Below are 18,616 nucleotides of genomic sequence, written 5' to 3' on the forward strand. Positions count from 1 at the left end.
CCGCGTCGAGGGCGTTGTCGGGCCCGGAAGGTTCCCGGGGTCGGCGAACACCCGCCGACCAACGCGTGTCGGGGCCCCCCCCCAGGTGCCCCCCGCAGACGTGGTCGGTCACCGCCGCCACGTCCGGCCACCGCCCGTCGACGGCGTCCCCCCAGCCCCGGAACAGCACGGGGTCAACCTAGCGGGCGGCCCCCGGTGGCGCGGGGTCCAGCTCCCACACGGTGGTGTGCTTCACCCGTACGCTCTCCAACGCCTCGGGCACCGGCACGTCGTAGCCGGTCAGTTCGCGGAACCGGTCGCGGGGCAGGAACGCCCGCCCCGGGTCGCCGACCAGCACCCGCGCTCCGGACCGGGCGGCCCGGAGCAGGAAGCGCAGCATCCGGCGGGCCATCGCCTCGCTGTAGAAGACGTCCCCGGCGAGCACCACCTCGGCGTCGCCCGCGTCGCCGTCGAGGACGTCGCCGAGTTCGGCGTCGACGCGTACCCCGTTGGCCTCGGCGTTGAGCGCGACGGCGGCCACCGCGCGCTCGTCGACCTCGACGGCGCGCACGGCCGCCGCGCCCGCCCGGGCGGCGGCGACGGCGACCAGGCCGGAGCCGGAGGCCAGGTCGAGCACCCGGCGGCCGGCGACCACCTCGGGGTGGTCGGTGAGATACCGGGCAAGCGCCTGCCCACCGGCCCAGGCGAACGCCCAGAACGGCGGCGGCTGGGAGCTGCGGAACTCGCCCTCGGTGAGTTCCCACAGCCCGATCGGCTCGTCGGCCTGGTGCAGGCGGACCTCGGGGACGAAAGCAACCGGGGCGAGCCGCGCGTGCAGCCTGACGAAGGCCGCGGAGAGGTCGGACACGCCCCGATTCTCCCCGGGCGGCGGGGCGCGCCGGCACCGGGGCGTCGCACCCGGCGTGGCGGGCGGGCGCGGGCGGGCGTCCGCAGGGGGCGATCCCGGGCGCGTCGCGGGTGGATGGTCACCGGTTCACCACTGTCGGTGAAATCGCCCCCCGGGCTTCGCGGTCCGTGCGAACACGCCCGTCTACCCGCTTGCCCGATACGCCCATAGCGTTGCCGGATGGACGGATCCGACGGAAGGTGAGGGCGGTGGTGACGGTGGTGCGGTACGCGCTAAGGGTCGGGGTGGTGCTGGCCTGCCTGTCCGGTGTGGGGGCCGGCGTGGCCGCGCCGGCTCGGGCGGCGGCGGCCGGGTTCGCCACCGAGCTGAGCGGCCTGCCGACGGAGTTCACGGCGGGCGACGGGGTGGAGACGGTCTCGGCGGTGGTGTCCCGCCGCGACGGCGGCTGCGTGAAGGTCCGCTGGTCGATGGTGCTCACCGTGCAGGGGCTGCGGCTGGACCAGGTGAGGATGGACCGGGTCGAGGAGACCGGGCTGTTCCCGCTGGAGATCCGGACGGAGGGCAGCACGGCCCGGCTGACCGACCGGCAGCTCGACCCGGGCACGCTCTGCCCGGGGCGTACGGTGACGGCCCGCTACCGGGTGGCCTTCGCCGAGGACGTCACCCGGGGCAGTGTGACGCTGGCCGCCGAGGCGTACGACCCTCAGTCGCGGCTGTTGGCCCGGCAGGCGGCGACCCGCGAGGTGATCGGGGCGGGCGCCGACGCGACGCCGCCCGGTGCGGTCCCGACGCCGGACGAACCGTCGGCGGATCCGACGGACGAGCCGTTGGAGCCGGCCGGCGTGGACGAGGAGGCCGAGCCGAGCGAGGAGGTGGTGGCCGAGGTGCCGCCGGCGGCGGGCGGGCGTCCGGTGTCGTCCTCGGGCGGCTTCGGGGTGGTGCAGGCGGCGTTCCTGCTCGGCGCGCTGCTGCTGTCGCTGGGAGTCGGGCTGCTGCTGCGGCTGCGGCACCTGACGCGGACGGCCGACGACGGCGGGCCGGGCCCGGGGCTGGACTTCGAGCGGGCCGTCCCGCCGCAGCGGGGGTGGGGTCTGCTGCGCCGCTGACGAGGCGAGGCGGTGGCGTGCGCTTTACAAAACTTCGACTCTTGTAAAACACCGTGGCGCGTGCCACAGTCGGGGCGTACCCGAGAGATCGGAGTCCGGCGATGACCGCTGGCGCCACCGCGACCGTCCCGCCCGCGACCTGGCGCGACCCGCGCAAGCCGCTCTGGCCGCTCGCACTGCTGGTCCCGGCGCTGCCCTTCGCCGCCTGGCTGGCCTGGCGGGGCGGGGCCGGGTCGTGGGCCTGGTGGCTCGCCCCGGTGGTGGTCTTCGGGGTGATCCCGGTGGTCGATTTGCTCGTCGGCGACGACCGGCACAACCCGCCGGACGAGGCGGTGCCGCGCCTGGCCCGCGACGGCTACTACCGCTGGCTCACCTACCTCTACCTGCCCGCCCAGTACGCCGCGCTGGTGCTCGGTTGTGCCGTGTGGGCCTCGGGCGGGCTGTCCCCGCTCGGCGCGGCCGGGCTGGTCGCCACGCTCGGCGTCGTCAACGGCATCGCCATCAACACGGCCCACGAGCTGGGGCACAAGCGGGAGAAGCTGGAGCGCTGGCTGTCGAAGGTGGCCCTCGCCCCGACCGGCTACGGGCACTTCCACGTCGAGCACAACCGGGGCCACCACGTGCGGGTCGCCACCCCGGCCGACCCGGCCAGCTCCCGGCTCGGGGAGAGCTTCTACGCCTTCTGGCCGCGTACCGTGCTCGGCAGCCTGCGTTCGGCCTGGCGGCTGGAGACGGGCCGGTTCCGCGTCCGGGGCCGCAGCCCGTGGACGTACCGCAACGACATCCTCAACTCCTGGGCCATGACCGTGGTGCTGTTCGCCGCGCTGGCCGGCGCGTACGGGCCGGGGGTGCTGCCCTTCCTGCTGCTCCAGGCGGTGTTCGGCTTCTCCCTGCTGGAGGTGGTCAACTACCTGGAGCACTACGGCCTGGCCCGGCGGCGCAACCCCGCCGGCCGGTACGAGAAGGTGGACCCGCGGCACAGCTGGAACAGTGACCGGACGGTCACCAACGTCTTCCTGTTCCAGCTCCAGCGGCACAGCGACCACCACGCCAACCCGCTGCGCCGCTATCAGACGTTGCGTAGCTTCGACTGCTCGCCGCAACTGCCCGCCGGGTACGCCACGATGGTCGTGGCCGCCCTCGTGCCGCCCGTGTGGCGGCGGGTGATGGACCGCCGGGTGCTCGCCCACTACGGTGGCGACCTGGAGCTGGCCAACGTCCACCCGCCGGCCCGGGCCCGGCTGCGCCGGTTGGTCAGCTGACGGCGTCGGGCTGGGGCGGGGCTGGTCGGCTGACGGCGTCGGGCTGGGTCCGCTCGGCCCGGCGGGAGCGGTGCTGCGCCGGCGCGGACCAGTCGAGCTGCGCCGGCTCCAGGCCCAGCTCGCGGGCGGCGGCCAGCCGGATCCACTCGGCGAACTGCCGGCGCGAGATCACCCGGTCGTGCACGGCGAACTGCACGGCGAGCCCGTCCATCACGGCGTTGATCCGCCACGCGGCACCGGCCGGGTCGGCGCAGACGAAGACGCCCTCGCGCACCCCGTCGGCGATCACCGCGGCGAGATCCTCTCGCCAGCGCAGGTCCAACCGGCGGGAGACCTTCTCCAACTCCGGGACGCGCAGCGACTCCGACCAGCCGTCGATCCATATCGACCAGGAGGTCGGCCGGCCGGTCGGGGTGCAGAGCTTCAGCATCCGGCGGAGCTTGACCAGGGGCGAGGCGGCGGACCGGGCCACGGCGTCGAGCCGGGCGAGATCCTGCTCCACCGCGTACGCGAAGGCCTGGGAGAGTAGCCGCTCCTTGGTGGCGAAATGGTAGAAGACCAGCGCCTGGCTGACCCCCGCCGCCTGGGCCACGTCGGCCGTGCGGGTGTTGGCCAGTCCTCGTTCCGCGATCACGTCACAGGCCGTGCGCAAGAGGGCATCCAGGCGGATCTCGGCGGCACGTCTCGTCACGCCGCTACCGTAACCTATCCGTTCGTGCACAAACAGTTACCGCCCCGGCGGATTCGATCCCCTGGAGTCGGAATTAGGACACTTTTCCGGTCTTGTTGAGCATGCCCGGTCCCGCGCCAGCACCCTGGCCAGGCTCCTAGGAAGCCTGCCCAGGGTGCCGGGCGCGACCAGGGCTCGCTCGCCCGGGGTGGCCCGCGGTGTCGGTGACGTCGGGGGCATCCTGAGCCGGGGCAGGTCACCGTGTCGCCGACCTGGCGAGGCGCTGGGCGTGCGCGGGCCCGGCGCCCACGACGGCGGAGGGTGCGGCGGACGCGCCGGGCGCCGCCCCGATTTGGCAACCGATCGCGGGCTCGGCTAAAGTTCTCATCCGTCACCGGGAAACGCCGGGGGCGTGCGGACGTAGCGCAGCTGGTAGCGCATCACCTTGCCAAGGTGAGGGTCGCGGGTTCGAATCCCGTCGTCCGCTCGGAGCTGCCGCCACGCATGTCGGGGGCAACCTTGGTGGAGTGGCCGAGAGGCGAGGCAACGGCCTGCAAAGCCGTGTACACGGGTTCAAATCCCGTCTCCACCTCGGCAGTTGACGAGGGCGATTGGCGCAGTGGGAGCGCGCTTCCTTGACACGGAAGAGGTCACTGGTTCAAACCCAGTATCGCCCACCACGGGTAACGGCCCGGCACCTATAGGTGCCGGGCCGTTTTGCCGCCCGGGACCGTCCTGCCCCGCAGGCGGGCGGGAGCCCTACAGTGGCGGGGCGGCGTCCCGGCGCTCCTCGACCCGGCGGTACTCCACCGGCTCCGAGGTGGTGACCACCTCGCGGCGGCGGCCCCAGACCAGCGTGGTCATGACGAGGCCGAGCGCGCCGGCGGCCATCAGGATCCAGCCGACGACGTCCAGGTCGACGCCGGCGACGCTGGCGTCGAGCGCGAACGTGAGGATCGCGCCGACCGCGATCAGGAAGATGCTCGTTCCGATACCCACGACAGCCTCCTTCGGGGGATGCAGTGTGCTGTCGATGGACCTGAGTACCCCGGCGGTGAGCAGCGCAATCACTCGGGCATCGGGGCGGCGCGCGGTGCGATCTTGTCATCGGGTACAGTTCATCCCGTCGCCGGTCAACACAGGCGGCACGCGGACGTAGCGCAGCTGGTAGCGCATCACCTTGCCAAGGTGAGGGTCGCGGGTTCGAATCCCGTCGTCCGCTCGCGATCCGCCCCTCGGGGCCGACCGCAGCCGAGCCCGGCCTTCTCGCTCCGGGCGCTGGCGAGCGCGGGCGATTGGCGCAGTGGGAGCGCGCTTCCTTGACACGGAAGAGGTCACTGGTTCAAACCCAGTATCGCCCACCAGTACGAGCAGTTCCGATTCTGGTGCCGCCGCGTCACGCGGTAGTGCCTGGTCGCCGGAATTCCTTGCGAATTGCGGGGGCCGGGTCGGCAAGGGAGTGTCCGCCGCGCCTCGTAGACTCCGGCGATGACCTCCCTGACCGACACCGTCGCCCAGAGCCCGCTGGGCGTGCTCCGGAGGGTCTTCGGCTACGACGCCTTCCGGGGCGAGCAGCAGGAGATCATCGACCACGTGGTCGGCGGCGGCGACGCCCTGGTCCTGATGCCCACCGGCGGCGGCAAGTCGCTGTGCTACCAGATCCCCGCGCTGGTGCGCGACGGCGTCGCGGTGGTCGTCTCCCCGCTGATCGCCCTCATGCAGGACCAGGTGGACGCGCTCACCGCCGTCGGAGTGCGCGCCGGCTTCCTCAACTCCACCCTCGACGTCGACACCCGCCGCCTCGTCGAGGCGCAGTTCGTCGCCGGTGAGCTGGACCTGCTCTACCTCGCCCCCGAGGCGCTGGGCAGCCGGGGCACCCTCGACCTGCTCGACCGGGGTCGGATCGCGCTGTTCGCCATCGACGAGGCGCACTGCGTGGCGCAGTGGGGCCACGACTTCCGCCCCGACTACCTGGCGCTGTCGATGCTGCACGAGCGGTGGCCCGCCGTGCCCCGCATCGCGCTCACCGCCACGGCCACCGCCGCCACCGCGACGGAGATCGCCGCGCGGCTCAACCTGACCGGGGCCCGGCACTTCGTGGCCAGCTTCGACCGGCCCAACATCCAGTACCGGATCGCGCCGAAGCGGGAGCCCCGCAAGCAGTTGCTGGACCTGATTCGCACCGAGCACCCCGGCGACGCCGGCATCGTCTACTGCCTCTCCCGCGCCTCGGTCGACAAGACCGCCGAGTTCCTCGCCGCCAACGGCGTCGCCGCGCTGCCGTACCACGCGGGGCTGGACGCGGCCACCCGCGCCGCCCACCAGAAGCGGTTCCTGCGGGAGGACGGCCTGGTCATGGTCGCCACCATCGCCTTCGGCATGGGCATCGACAAGCCCGACGTGCGGTTCGTCGCCCACCTCGACCTGCCCCGCTCGGTGGAGGGCTACTACCAGGAGACCGGCCGCGCCGGCCGCGACGGCCTGCCGTCGACGGCCTGGCTGGCGTACGGGTTGCAGGACGTGGTGCAGCAACGCAAGATGATCGACTCCTCGGAGGGCGACGCGGCGCACCGGCGGGTGCTCGCAGCCCACCTCGACGCCATGCTCGCCCTCTGCGAGACCGTCGAGTGTCGCCGGGTGCGGCTGCTGAGCTACTTCGGCCAGGACGGCGGTGGGCCGTGCGGCAACTGCGACACCTGCCTGGAGCCGCCGGAGTCGTGGGACGGCACGGTCGCCGCCCAGAAGCTGTTGTCGACGGTGCTGCGGCTGCACCGGGAGCGCAACCAGAAGTTCGGCGCGGGGCAGTGCGTCGACATCCTGCTCGGCCGGCGCACCGAGAAGGTCGTCCAGCATCGTCACGACACGCTGACCGTGTTCGGCATCGGCGAGGAGCTGAGCGAGGCCGAGTGGCGGGGCGTCGTGCGGCAGTTGCTCGCCCAGGGCCTGCTGGCCGTCGAGGGCGACTATGGCACCCTGGCGCTCACCGACGCCAGCGCCGAGGTGCTGGGCCGCCGCCGGTCGGTGCCGATGCGCCGCGAGACGATCCGGCCGCCCAAGGCGCGGGCGGCGAAGGCGCGTCCCGGTGCGGCGGCCGTCGTCGAGCTGCCGGCCGGGGCCGAGCCGGTGTTCGAGCGGCTGCGCGCCTGGCGGGCGGTCACCGCGAAGGAGCAGGGCGTCCCCGCGTACGTGGTGTTCCACGACGCGACGCTGCGCCAGATCGCCGCCGACCCGCCGTCGACGCTGGACGAGCTGTCCCGGGTCAACGGCGTCGGAGAGGCCAAGCTCGCCCGCTACGGCGAGCAGCTCCTCGCCGCCTTGGGGTAAGGAAGGGCCCCCGGTTAACGCATTCTGTAGAGCAGGGGCCCATTCCTAACGCCCTCGGCTGGCCGGCCGCCCCCGGGTTCTGCCGACGGCAGATCCGCTGCCGGTGAACACCGTCGCCGCCGGGGCCCCGCCCGGGGCAGGGTGGTGCGATGAGACTTTTGGTGCTGGGCGGTACGGGTTTCGTGGGCGGGGCGACGGTCGCCGAGGCGGCGCGGCGCGGCTGGTCGGTGACGGTGTTCAACCGGGGGGTGAGCGGCGCGCTGCCGGCGGGCGTGCACCGGTTGCGGGGGGACCGGACCGCGCCCGGCGGCCTGGCCGCGCTGGCCGGCGGCGAGTGGGACCTCGTGGTCGACACCTGGGACGGCGCGCCCCGCGCGGTGCGTGACGCCGCCCGGGCCCTGCGCGACGCGGCCGGCTGGTACGGGTACGTCTCCAGCGGCTCCGTCTACGCCCCGCCCGTCCCGCCCGGTGTCGGCGAGGACGCGCCCACCGTGGCTGCCGACCCGGACGCCGTCGACGGCGGCTACCCGCAGCTCAAGGCCGGCGGGGAACGGGCCGCCACAGCCGTGTTCGGCGACCGGGCGCTGCTGGCCCGCGCCGGGCTGATCCTCGGCCCCGGTGAGGACATCGGCCGGCTGCCCTGGTGGCTGACCCGCGTCGCCCGGGGCGGCGACGTGCTCGCCCCCGGCCCCGCCGACCTGCCCCTGCAGTACGTCGACGCCCGCGACCTGGCGGCGTGGCTGCTGGACCGGGGCGTGGCGGGCGACGGCGGGGCGTACAACGTGGTGTCGCGGACCGGGCACACGACGATGGGTGAGCTGCTCGACGCCTGCGTCGCCGCCACCGGCTCGGCGGCCCGGCTGCGCTGGACCAACCCGGACGCGATCCTCGCCGCCGGGGTGGAACCGTGGAACGACCTGCCGATCTGGATCCCCGCCGGGCACGAGTACCGCTGGTTGCTGGAGCGCGGCGTGCAGCGGGCGCACGCGATGGGGCTGACCTGTCGGCCGGTGGCCGCGACGGTCGCCGACACCTGGGCCTGGCTGCGCGCGGTGGGCGGCGTGCCGCCGCGCGCAGGCCGCCCACCGCGCTCGCCCGTAGGCCTGGACCCGCAGCGGGAGGCCGCCCTGCTCGCCGCTGCCGGCTGACCCGCTGCCGGCCCGTCCGGTCCGGTGCGTCAGCATCTTTGTGGAGTCGGGCGACCATGCCACCGCAGGCGGCAGGTGCGGCAGGCCGAACTTGCGCAGCAGGGTCCCGTTCCCGAGGCATTCCGGGCTGGAGCCGTACTGGTAGGCGGGCTCGCCGTCGGTGGTCAGCGCCCACTCCCGGCCGTCGGACAGCGAACGCGCCCACAGGTCGTGCCCCCGCCGGGACACCGCGATCTTCGCGTCCGGGGACGGCACTTCGAGGGGGGTTGCCCGGCGGCGTGAACTCGGCCCGCTCGCGCCGCCGGGTCCACCAGCACGAACTGCGCGCCGCGGGCTACCGCGAGATCATGGCGGGCCTCGATGAGGCTGCTGCCGCAGCCCGCGGGCAGGCTGGCACCCTGACCATCGGCACCATGGCCACCAACCACCAGCAGATCGCGGCCGTCCTCGATCTGTTCCGACAGCGGCATCCGCAATGTGAGCTGCGCATGCGTGAAATTCTTCCCACCGACCCGTTCGGTGGGCTGCGCGCCGGCCGAGTCGACATCGGGATGCTTTGGCTACCCGTCCGCGAGCCCGACCTCACCGTCGGGCCGCAGCTGCACACCGAGCCGCTGGTGCTGGCTGTCGCCTCCGATCATCGGCTGGCCAGCCGGGACCGGGTCGAGATGGAGGACCTCGGCGACCATCCAGTGGTGTGGCCCGACGGGCCTATTCCGGTCAGGGTCGGGGTGCGGCGGGCGACGCGGGTGTCCGGGGTGGCCCGGCGCGGGCTGCTTCTCCCCTGTCCGACTGAGCCGCGTGCACGGGCTCAGCGTTCGCGGACGACCGCTACCGGGCAGTGCGCGTGGTGGATGAGCTGCTGGCCGACCGAGCCGAGCAGCATCCCGCGCAGCCCGCCCCAGCCCCGGCTGCCGACCACCACGAGCTGGGCGTCGCGGCTCGCCTCGACCAGTGCGCCGGCCGGGCGGCCGGTCACCACGTCCACGGTCACCGCGACGTCCGGGAACGTCTCCCGCCACCGGGCCAGCGGCTCGTCCAGCGCCGCCCGTTCCGCCGCCACCGCGTCGTCCCCGCCGACGCCCCGGTCGGCCGACGGCTCCCAGGCCCGCACCACATGCAGCGGCACGCCCCGCTGGGCCGCCCGCTCGACGGCGAACCCGAGGGCCAGCAGGGAGGTCGCCGACCCGTCGACCCCCACCACCACCCGGCCCGTACGGCCTGCGGAGGCGTCGCCGTCGCGGACCACCACCACCGGGCAGTGCGCGTGGGCGGTCACCGACACGGCGGTGGAGCCGGCGAGCAGGCCGCCGAATCCGCCATGGCCCCGGGTGCCGAGCACCAGCAGGCCCGCCTCGGCGGAGCGTTCCTCAAGTACCAGCGCCGGCGGCCCGTCGAACACCTCCCCGTGCACGGTCACGGTGGGCCGCGCGGCGGCGGCGTCGGCGGCGGCCTTGTCGACCAGCTCCTTCACCTGCCGGCGGGCGGTCTCGTCGGGCCAGATCCCGGGGGCCACCCCGGGGCCGACCCAGCCGGCCACGGCCACCCATTCGAAGACGTACGCCAGGCGGACCGGCCGGCCGCTGTGCTCCGCCTCGGCCAGCGCCCAGTGGAGGGCGACCGTGGCGTCGGCGGATGCGTCGTAGCCGACGAGGATCTCGTCACCGCTCACTTCCCGCTCCTAAGCTCGGCGTCGGTCTCCCGGATCCACCGCCACTCGGGATCTAGTCATCGGAGCCGTACCGCCGGGTGTGGTCGGGCGACCATCGTCCACCATCTCCTGGCGGAGGTGGGCGGCGCGCGCGGCCAGCCCCGGCACGCGATCGATCACGTCGATGACCAGGTGGAACCGGTCGAGGTCGTTGAGCATCACATGTCGAACGGCGTGGTGGTGGTGCCCTCCTCCTTGTACCCACGCACGTGCAGGTTGTCGTGGCTGGCGCGCCGGTAGGTGAGCCGGTGGATCAGCCACGGGTAGCCGTGGTACGCGAAGATGATCGGCTTGTCGCGGGTGAAGATGGTGTCGAACTCGTTGTCCGGCAGGCCGTGCGGGTGCTCCGACGGCGGTTGGAGCCGCATCAGGTCGACCACGTTGACCACCCGCACCTTCAGCTCGGGCAGCCGCTGGCGCAGCAGGTCGGCGGCGGCGAGGGTCTCCATCGTGGGCACGTCGCCGGCGCAGCCGAGCACCACGTCCGGCTCCCGACGGTCGTCGGTGCTGGCCCAGTCCCAGATGCCCAGGCCGCGCCGGCAGTGCTGGATCGCCTCGTCCATGGTCAGCCAGTTCGGGGCGGGTTGCTTGCCGGCCACCACCACGTTGATGTAGTGCCGGCTGCGCAGGCAGTGGTCCATGGTGGAGAGCAGGGTGTTGCCGTCCGGCGGCAGGTAGACCCGGACCACCTCGGCCTTCTTGTTGACCACGTGGTCGATGAAGCCCGGGTCCTGGTGCGAGAAGCCGTTGTGGTCCTGCCGCCACACGTGGCTGGAGAGCAGGTAGTTCAGCGACGCCACCGGTTCCCGCCACGGGATGCCCCGGGTCACCTTCAGCCACTTCGCGTGCTGGTTGACCATCGAGTCGACGATGTGGATGAACGCCTCGTAGCTGGTGAAGATCCCGTGCCGGCCGGTCAGCAGGTACCCCTCCAGCCAGCCCTGGCACAGGTGCTCCGACAGCACCTCCATCACCCGGCCGTCGGGGGAGAGGTGTTCGTCGCCGTCGACCCGGTCGGCGACGAACACCCGGTCGGTGACCTCGAAGGCCGCGCCGAGCCGGTTGGAGGCGACCTCGTCGGGGCCGAAGAGGCGGAACGTATGCGGATTGGCGGTGATGATGTCGCGGACCCATGCGCCGAGCACGCCGGTCGCGCCGACCGCCGGCGCGCCGGGCTGCTTGACGTCGACGGCGTACCGGCGGAAGTCCGGCAGGTCCAGGTCGCGCAGCACCCGCCCGCCGTTGGCGACCGGGTTGGCGCTCATCCGCAGGTCACCGGTCGGTGGCAGCGCGGCCAGTTCGGCGACCGGCGCGCCGGTGGGATCGAACAGCTCCTGTGGCCGGTAGCTGCGCAGCCAGCGTTCCAGCTCCGCCAGGTGCTCCGGGTTGTCCCGCACCTCGGCTATGGGCACCTGGTGGGCGCGGTACGTCCCCTCCACCTGCTTGCCGTCGACGACGGTTGGGCCGGTCCAGCCCTTCGGCGTCCGGAGGATGATCATCGGCCAGCGGGGGCGCTCGACGGGTGCGCCGGAGCGCGCCCTGCGCTGGATCCCGGCGATCTCGTCGACGGCCCGGTCCAGGGTGGCGGCCAGGGTCTGGTGCACCGTGGCCGGGTCGTCGCCCGCGACGACGTACGGCTGGTAGCCGAACCCGCGCATCATGTCCAGCAAATCGTCGGCGGGGATGCGGTCCAGCACCGTCGGGTTGGCGATCTTGTAGCCGTTGAGGTGCAGGATGGGCAGCACCGCGCCGTCGCGGGCCGGGTTGAGGAAGACGTTGGACAGCCAGCTTCCGGCGAGCGGGCCGGTCTCGGCCTCGCCGTCGCCGATGACGCAGGCGACCAGCAGGTCGGGGTTGTCGAACGCGGCGCCGTACGCGTGACTCAGCGCGTACCCCAGCTCGCCGCCCTCGTGGATCGAGCCCGGCACCTCCGGTGCGACGTGGCTCGGGATGCCGCCGGGGAACGAGAACTGGCGGAACAGCTGCTGCATGCCGGTCTCGTCGCGGCTCGCCGAGTGGTAAAGCTCGCTGTAGGTGCCCTCCAGCCAGGTGTTGGCCACCAGGGCGGGGCCGCCGTGGCCGGGGCCGGTGATGAAGATCGTCGGCAGCTTCCGGTTGACGATGACCCGGTTGAGGTGCGCGTAGACCAGGTTGAGCCCCGGACCGGTGCCCCAGTGCCCCAGCAGCCGGGGCTTGACGTGCTCGGGTCGCAGCGGCTCACGCAGCAGCGGGTTGTCCAGCAGGTAGATCTGCCCGACGGTCAGGTAGTTGGCGGCCCGCCAGTACGCGTCCAGCCGGCGCAGCTCGTCGTCGGTCAGGGGGCCGTGCAGGTCTACAACGGTGTCCATGCTGCGTCAGCCTCTCGCGGATCGGGGACGTTCGCATCCGGGGCGCCGGGTGTTTCCTGGTCACGTACAGCTTCGCCGGGCCGCCGGAACTGATCAGGGCCGTAGGTCCCGGGACGTGGGACGTCATGCCCCGCTCGGCGCGGTGGGGGTCATTCCACGGACGACGATGACCGGGGCGGGGGAGTGGTAGAGCAGCGACTGGCTGACCGCGCCGAGCATCCCGCGCAGCGGTTCGTCGCCCCGGGCGGCGACCACGGTCAGTTGCGTGGAGCGGGACTGGTCGACCATGACTCCGCCGGGGTCGCCGCCGACCACGTGACACTCGGCCGGCACCTCCGGGTGCCGCCGCCCGAACCGGGCCACCAGTTCGGCCAGCTCGGCGTGCGCATCGCGCTGGTCCTGCTGCGGCGGGCCGCCGGCTGCCGCCGGCGGGCCACCGCCGGGTGGCACGTCCGGCGGCTCGGTGACCCGGACGGCGAGCAGCCGGGCCGACCGGCGGGCGGCGCAGCCGAAGGCGAATGCCAGCGCCGTACGGGAGCTGGCCGAGCCGTCGACGCCGACCAGGACCGGGCCACGCGGCGGCGGTTCGGAGCGGACCACCAGCACCGGGCAGTCGGCGCGGGCGGCGAGCTGCACCGCGGGCGCGTCGGCGGGGTTGCGCGCTCATTCGCAGGACATCCCGCCGTCGCCGACGACGACGAGGAACGCCGACTCGGAGCGGCGGGTCAGCGCGGCCACCGGGGCGCCCTCGACGATCTCGCCGCTGACCGGCACCGCCGGGTCCTCCTCGCCGACGGCTGCGGCGGCCCGTTCGAGCAGTTCCTCGGCCTCGGCGCGCGGGCCGAGCGAGGGGGTCTCCTGCTCCGCCGACCAGTTGAGGGCGTGCCACAGGCGGAGCGGGCGGCGGTGGTCGGCGGCCTCCCGCGCGGCCAACCGGACGACCTGCATGGCGGTCTCCGGCGAGCCGAGCGCGGCCACCACCGGCGCGTCGGCGGGTGGGGTCATCCGGCCTCACCTCCCCCGGGTGCCGCGCACGGCTGGTCCGTTCCCTGCGACCGAGCGTAATCGGACCGGCCCGTCCCGGGGCCGGTATCGCGTGTCGCTCCCGTGTGCGTCAACGTGGGTTGACAGCCCCCTTCTGTCAACGTATGTTGACGACATGAGTCAGGCGACGGAACTCGCGGCGGCGGCCGGCAGCACCGATCCCCGGGTGGGCCTACGCGCCGTGCGCGCCCTGCGTCGGCTCCTCGAACGGCTTGAGGTGGTCCAGGTGGACAACGCCCGACGGCAGGGCTGGTCCTGGCAGGAGATCGCCGACGCGTTGGAGGTCAGCCGGCAGGCGGTCCACAAGAAGCACGCCGGGCGACCGGCGGTCCCGAGCACCTGGGAGGCGTGATGTTCGAACGGTTCACCGACCGGGCCCGCGAGGCGGTCAAGCGGGCCCGCGACGAGGCACGGGCCGCCGGGCAGCGCCCGGTCGGCACCGAGCACCTGCTGCTCGCCGTCCTCGCCGACCCCGACAATCTCGCGAGCCGGGTGCTGCGCGACGCGGGTGTCCGCGCCGCCGGCCTGCGTGCCGCCGTGGCCCGGCACACCGCCGAGGGCGGCGCAGGGCTCGCCGAGGCAGACGCCGCCGCGCTGCGCGAGATCGGCATCGACCTGGCTGCGATCGTCGCCCGGATCGAGGAGTCCTTCGGCCCCGACGCGCTGCGTGCGGCCGTCCCCGCCCCGCGCCGCGGCCTGCGCCGCCGGCAGCGGCCCGGCGGCCCGTTCTCGCCCCGGTCCAAGAAGGTGCTGGAGCTGTCGCTGCGCGAGGCGCTCCGGCTGCGCCACAGGCACATCGGCACCGAGCACATCCTGCTCGGGCTGCTCCGCGAGGGCGGCGGACCGGCCGCGCTGGTGCTCACCGAGGCTGGGCTGGACCTGGACGACCTGCGCCGCCGGGTGGAGGCGGCCCTGCGGGCGGCAGCCTAGACCGGCCGGTCGACCCCGCTCTCCCACGCGCCCAACTCGTCACCGACTCGTCGCACAGCATGCCGGGGGACGTGACGAAGAATGCGGGCCGGCCGGTCTCCCGGACCTCGGGAAGCCCAAACCTGTTTTCGGTGCGCGTAACCTCACCGGTCGCCGGCTCGCCGCCCGGACCGAGTTGCTGCACACTGACGCCGTGGATGCTCAGCAGGACACGTGTTCGACCGCGACCGGCGGCGGGCTACGCTCTGCGGTGGTGGTCAACCCGGTGAAGGTCGCCGATCTCGACGAACTGCGGGAAACGGTCGACGGGGCCCTCGCCGCCGCCGGCTGGCCGCCGCCACTGTGGTTCGAGACCACCCCGGAGGACCCGGGCCGCGGCCAGACCGAGAAGGCCGTCTCCGCCGGGGTGGACGTCGTCTTCGCCTGCGGCGGCGACGGCACCGTGATGTCCTGCGTCAGCGCCCTGGTCGGCACCGACGTGGCGCTCGCCGTCCTGCCCCAGGGCACCGGCAACCTGCTCGCCGCCAACCTCGGCCTCTCCACCGACCTGGCCGCCGGGCTGGAGGTGGCCGTCGAGCGGGGCCGCCGGCAGCTCGACGTCGGCGCGGTCGAGGACGCCTACTTCACCGTCATGGCCGGGATGGGCTTCGACGCCCAGATGCTCGAAGCCACCTCGGAGACGACCAAGGCCCGCATCGGCTGGCCGGCGTACGTCATGGGGGCCGCCCGACACCTGCGGGACCGGCCGATGCGGGTCACCATCCGCCTCGACGACCGGCCGCCGCTGCGCCGGCGCGCCCGCTCGGTGCTGGTGGCCAACGTCGGCCGCCTCCAGGGCGGCGTCACCCTGCTCGCCGACGCCGAACCGGACGATGGCTGGCTCGACGTCGCGGTGCTCACCCCGCGTACCCTGCGGCACTGGCTGGCCATGAGCTGGGCGCTGGTCCGCCGCCGGGACAGCGTCCCCCGGATGGAGGTCTTCCGCGCCCGCAGGGTGCAGGTCACCAGCAACCGGGCCCAGCCGCGCGAGCTCGACGGGGACCTCATCCTCCCAGGCCGGCGGCTGGTGGCGGAGGTCCGCCCCCGCGCCCTCTGGCTCTGCGTGCCGCAGCCGCAGGATGCACCCGACCTGGCCGTCGACGCCGAGGCAGCCGGGCAGCGGGGCGAGGAACTGGTCGAGGAGGCCCGCCGTGAGTAGCACCCGGATGGTGCCCGAGACCCGGCTCATGGCCGACGAGGAACTCTCCGCCGACGACGCCTGGCACACACTGCGTCGCCACGGCGGCTGGCGTCTGCTGCGCGACGCGTTCGTCCGGTTTCGCTACGGCGACGGGTTCAGCCACTCGCGGGCTTTCGCGTTGCAGCTCTGCCTCGCCGTGGTGCCGTTCATGATCGCCCTCACCGGCCTGATCACCGACCTCGGCGCCGACGAGGGGGGCCGGGTGGTCGCCGACACCGTGCTGGCCCTCACCCCCGGGCAGAGCGAGCAGATGGTCGAGGACCTGCTGGTCGACAGCGAGCGCACGGAGGACGCCGGCGAGCTGGCGCTGGCCCTCGGCCTGCTGACCGGCATCGTCGCGCTGACCACCACGATGGCGCAGATCGAACGCGGCGCGAACCGGATCTACGGCGTCGAGCGGGACCGGCCGGCGCTGTGGAAGTACCTGCGCGCCAGCGTCCTCGCGCTCCTCGCGGGTGTCCCGGCGCTGACCGGATTCCTGATCCTGGTAGGCGGCGGGGCGATGGGCGATTCCGTACGCCGCAACTACACCTGGGGTGACGCCGCCACCGTCGCCTGGGACGTGGCCCGCTGGCCGTTGAGCCTCGGCCTGACCGTGCTCGCCGTGGCCCTGCTGTTCCGCCACGCCCCCCGCCGCAATCAGCCCGGCCTGTCCTGGCTGTTCTTCGGCGCCGGCATCGCCACCGCGCTGTGGTGGCTGGCCAGCCTGCTGCTCGCCGCGTACGTGCGGTTCAGCGACGGGTTCGGGCAGACCTACGGGGCGCTGACCGGGATGATGGCGCTGCTGCTCTGGGCCAACCTCACCGGGATGGCGCTCTTCGGCGGGCTGGCCTTCGCCGCCCAGCTGGAGGCGATGCGGATCGGCGTGGCGGAGCCGGCCCAGCCGGACCTGTGGCAGCCCGAGGCCGAGCGCGAGGAGGTCTACGACACCGGTGAGATGACCGCGCTCTGACCCGGCGGCGACACCCCCCGGTGTACGCGACGGCCGGATCGGGTAAAGCGCCTCGCCAGAGCGGACAAGGGAGGTGCGGGGTGACCGCGGTCAAAGAGGTGGTGCGGCGACCACTCGGCCATTTCGCCGAGCGGAGCATCGCCGGGCTGGTGGCCGTCGCCGGCGCGGGGGTCGCCTTCGGTCTGCTGCTGACGCTGGTGCGCTTCCGGTGGAGCCCGCTCTACCACGCCGACCACGAGGCCGCCGAGTGGTTCAACGGGCTCGTCGCCCCGCATCACGCCCTGGTCACCGTGTTGCAGGCGATCACCGACCTCGGCGGGCGGCCCGTGCTCTTCTGGCTGGTCAGCGTGGCCGTGATCGGGCTGCTGATCCGCCGGCGGGCCCGGCTCGCCGTCTACCTCATCATCACCGGGCTCGGCGGGCTGATCCTCGATCCGTCGCTGAAGACGCTCGTCGGCCGGCTCCGCCCCGTGGTGGACGTGCCGGTGGCCAGCGCCCCCGGCAACAGCTTCCCCAGCGGCCACGCCCTCGGCTCCTTCGTCGCGTACGGGGCGATCCTGCTGGTCTTCCTCCCGGCCGTGGCGCCCCGCTGGCGCAAGCCGGCCATCGCCGTCGCCGCCGTGCTGGTGGCCCTGGTCGGGCTGACCCGAATCGCGCTGGGCGTGCACTTCGTCTCCGACGTGATCGGCGGCTGGCTGCTCGGCGCGGCCTGGCTCGGCGTAACCGCGTACGCCTTCCGGCTGTGGCGGCGCGAACGCGGCCGGCCGGTGCCGCCGCTGACCGGGGGCCTGGAGCCGGAGGCGGGCCACGACATCGCCCCCGCCCCCGCCGAGGAGCACGTGCTGGAGCACCCCCGTTCGGCCCTCGCCGAGCTGCTGGTCGGCTGGGTGCTGGTCTTCGGCGCGCTGTACGCCTTCGGCATGCTCGTCAGCTACCACGCCAAGGACACGTTCTTCGGCACCCTGGACACCGAGGTGCCGCGCTGGTTCGCCGAGCGGCACACCGACGCGTGGACCGGCCTGAGTTGGTGGTGGAGCAAGTTCGGCGACACCCACGCGATCCTGCTGGTGTCGCTGGTCTTCTGCCCGCTGGTGCTCGCGGTGTGGCGGCGCTGGCGGCCGGTGCTCTTCGTGGCACTGGCGATGTTCGGCGAGCTGACCCTCTTCCTCGCCTCCGCCCGCGCCGTCGACCGGCCCCGCCCGCCCGTGGAGAACCTGGACGGGCCGATGCCCACCTCGTCGTTCCCGTCCGGGCACATCGCCGCCACCATCTGCCTCTGGCTGGCCATCGCCGTCATCGTGTTCCCCCGCACCGACCGCTGGTGGCGGTGGCTCTTCGTAGCCCTCGCGGTGGTCATGCCGGTGGGGGTGGCGGTCTCCCGGATGTACCGGGGCATGCACCACCCGACCGACTTCATGGGTGCGATCCTGCTCAGCGCCCTGTGGATCGGCCTGCTGTACTGGGTGATCCGCCCCAACGCCGACCTCGCCGAGGGCAACCGTCCGGCGATCGGGTCCGAGCAGGTCGACGAGCTGGACGACGAACTGGCCACCGCCGGCCGCCCCGACTGACGGATCGGCCACCCGCCGATGACGACCGGGAACGCCCCGTGCTGCGGATGATGACCTGGAACATCAAGACCGGCGGCCGAGACCGGACGGGGCCCGGCCGGCTGGACCGGGTGGCCCGGGTCGTCGCCGCGTGGCGGCCGGACCTGCTGGCCGCACAGGAGCTGCGCGGCTTCGACTCCGGTGGCGTGCTGGCCGGCTTCGCCGCCGCCGTGGGCATGCGGCCGTACCTCGCCCGCTCCCGCTTCGGTCAGCCCGTGGCGGTGCTGGTCCGCCCGCCACTGCGGGTCGTCGCGGCCGGCCCGGTCCGCCGCCCGTTCCACCATGCCGCCGTACGCGTCACCGTGGCCACCGACGCGGGGCCGCTCACCGTGCTCGGCGCGCACCTCGACCCGTACTCGGGGCTGCGACGCCGGGTCGAGGCCGGTTGGCTCGCGGCGGCCGTCGGCCGGGTCCCCGGTGCCGG

Annotated in this window: 13 protein-coding genes, 5 tRNA genes and 4 pseudogenes; 16 read left to right on the top strand and 6 right to left on the bottom strand. The window is 73.8% G+C overall.

What is annotated here, in order from left to right:
- Nucleotides 1–178: 178 nt before the first annotated feature.
- Nucleotides 179–847 (bottom strand): methyltransferase, encoded by a 669-nt coding sequence (locus MCAG_RS23600; protein WP_007075490.1) that lies wholly within the window; start codon nt 845–847, stop codon nt 179–181.
- A 248-nt stretch (nt 848–1,095) separates the two neighbouring features.
- Here MCAG_RS23600 and MCAG_RS35955 point away from each other — a divergent pair, with 248 nt between their 5' ends.
- A complete protein-coding gene (locus tag MCAG_RS35955; RefSeq protein ID WP_050778048.1) occupies nt 1,096–1,953 on the top strand; it encodes a hypothetical protein in 858 nt (285 codons plus the stop codon).
- Between the two features lie 101 nt (nt 1,954–2,054).
- Nucleotides 2,055–3,215, top strand: a complete 1,161-nt coding sequence (locus MCAG_RS23610) for an alkane 1-monooxygenase (protein ID WP_050778049.1) — start codon at nt 2,055–2,057, stop codon at nt 3,213–3,215.
- Nucleotides 3,216–3,306: 91 nt separating this feature from the next.
- Here MCAG_RS23610 and MCAG_RS23615 read toward each other — a convergent pair.
- Nucleotides 3,307–3,906, bottom strand: a pseudogene (locus MCAG_RS23615) (TetR/AcrR family transcriptional regulator); the annotation flags it as partial.
- Between the two features lie 393 nt (nt 3,907–4,299).
- On the opposite strand from MCAG_RS23615, the gene MCAG_RS23620 reads away from it, so the two are divergent.
- From MCAG_RS23620 to MCAG_RS23630, 3 genes are all read left to right on the top strand, one after another.
- A tRNA-Gly gene (locus tag MCAG_RS23620) sits at nt 4,300–4,372 on the top strand.
- 34 nt (nt 4,373–4,406) lie between these two features.
- A tRNA-Cys gene (locus MCAG_RS23625) sits at nt 4,407–4,477 on the top strand.
- Between the two features lie 13 nt (nt 4,478–4,490).
- Nucleotides 4,491–4,565, top strand: a tRNA-Val gene (locus MCAG_RS23630).
- Between the two features lie 79 nt (nt 4,566–4,644).
- Here MCAG_RS23630 and MCAG_RS23635 read toward each other — a convergent pair.
- On the bottom strand, nt 4,645–4,884 hold the full coding sequence (locus tag MCAG_RS23635) for a DUF6458 family protein (protein ID WP_036377892.1): 240 nt from the start codon (nt 4,882–4,884) through the stop codon (nt 4,645–4,647).
- A gap of 150 nt (nt 4,885–5,034) precedes the next feature.
- Between MCAG_RS23635 and MCAG_RS23640 the strand changes: the two genes are divergently transcribed.
- The 5 genes and pseudogenes from MCAG_RS23640 to MCAG_RS35130 form a co-directional block, all read left to right on the top strand.
- Nucleotides 5,035–5,107 (top strand) — tRNA-Gly (locus tag MCAG_RS23640).
- A gap of 67 nt (nt 5,108–5,174) precedes the next feature.
- Nucleotides 5,175–5,249, top strand: a tRNA-Val gene (locus tag MCAG_RS23645).
- Nucleotides 5,250–5,373: 124 nt separating this feature from the next.
- Nucleotides 5,374–7,209, top strand: a complete 1,836-nt coding sequence (gene recQ, locus MCAG_RS23650) for a DNA helicase RecQ (protein ID WP_007075495.1) — start codon at nt 5,374–5,376, stop codon at nt 7,207–7,209.
- Between the two features lie 149 nt (nt 7,210–7,358).
- Complete coding sequence (locus tag MCAG_RS23655; protein ID WP_036374923.1) at nt 7,359–8,357, top strand: NAD-dependent epimerase/dehydratase family protein; 999 nt, start codon at nt 7,359–7,361, stop codon at nt 8,355–8,357.
- Nucleotides 8,358–8,704: 347 nt separating this feature from the next.
- A pseudogene (locus MCAG_RS35130) lies at nt 8,705–9,109 on the top strand (LysR substrate-binding domain-containing protein); the annotation flags it as partial.
- A gap of 59 nt (nt 9,110–9,168) precedes the next feature.
- On the opposite strand, the gene MCAG_RS23660 reads toward MCAG_RS35130, so the two are convergent.
- The 3 genes and pseudogenes from MCAG_RS23660 to MCAG_RS23670 form a co-directional block, all read right to left on the bottom strand.
- Nucleotides 9,169–10,029, bottom strand: a complete 861-nt coding sequence (locus MCAG_RS23660) for a universal stress protein (RefSeq protein ID WP_007075497.1) — start codon at nt 10,027–10,029, stop codon at nt 9,169–9,171.
- Nucleotides 10,026–12,416 (bottom strand): annotated as a pseudogene (locus MCAG_RS23665) (phosphoketolase). The gene MCAG_RS23660 and the pseudogene MCAG_RS23665 overlap by 4 nt, the downstream one beginning before the upstream one ends.
- A gap of 123 nt (nt 12,417–12,539) precedes the next feature.
- A pseudogene (locus MCAG_RS23670) lies at nt 12,540–13,421 on the bottom strand (universal stress protein).
- A gap of 154 nt (nt 13,422–13,575) precedes the next feature.
- Between MCAG_RS23670 and MCAG_RS23675 the strand changes: the two are divergent.
- From MCAG_RS23675 to MCAG_RS33865, 6 genes are all read left to right on the top strand, one after another.
- Nucleotides 13,576–13,812, top strand: a complete 237-nt coding sequence (locus MCAG_RS23675) for an HTH domain-containing protein (protein ID WP_007075500.1) — start codon at nt 13,576–13,578, stop codon at nt 13,810–13,812.
- The gene (locus MCAG_RS23680; RefSeq protein ID WP_036374926.1) at nt 13,812–14,390 is read left to right on the top strand and encodes a Clp protease N-terminal domain-containing protein; all 579 of its coding nucleotides are present in this window, start codon (nt 13,812–13,814) and stop codon (nt 14,388–14,390) included. The genes MCAG_RS23675 and MCAG_RS23680 overlap by 1 nt, the downstream gene beginning before the upstream one ends.
- 193 nt (nt 14,391–14,583) lie before the next feature.
- The gene (locus tag MCAG_RS23685) at nt 14,584–15,588 is read left to right on the top strand and encodes a diacylglycerol kinase family protein (protein ID WP_050778225.1); all 1,005 of its coding nucleotides are present in this window, start codon (nt 14,584–14,586) and stop codon (nt 15,586–15,588) included.
- On the top strand, nt 15,581–16,582 hold the full coding sequence (locus MCAG_RS23690) for a YihY/virulence factor BrkB family protein (RefSeq protein WP_036374933.1): 1,002 nt from the start codon (nt 15,581–15,583) through the stop codon (nt 16,580–16,582). The genes MCAG_RS23685 and MCAG_RS23690 overlap by 8 nt, the downstream gene beginning before the upstream one ends.
- An 80-nt stretch (nt 16,583–16,662) precedes the next feature.
- A complete protein-coding gene (locus MCAG_RS23695) occupies nt 16,663–18,153 on the top strand; it encodes a phosphatase PAP2 family protein (RefSeq protein WP_036374936.1) in 1,491 nt (496 codons plus the stop codon).
- Nucleotides 18,154–18,200: 47 nt separating this feature from the next.
- Nucleotides 18,201–18,616: endonuclease/exonuclease/phosphatase family protein (locus MCAG_RS33865; RefSeq protein WP_232290411.1), on the top strand; the 416-nt coding region annotated here is incomplete at its 3' end.

Source organism: Micromonospora sp. ATCC 39149 (assembly GCF_000158815.1).
Taxonomy (GTDB): Bacteria; Actinomycetota; Actinomycetes; order Mycobacteriales; family Micromonosporaceae; genus Micromonospora.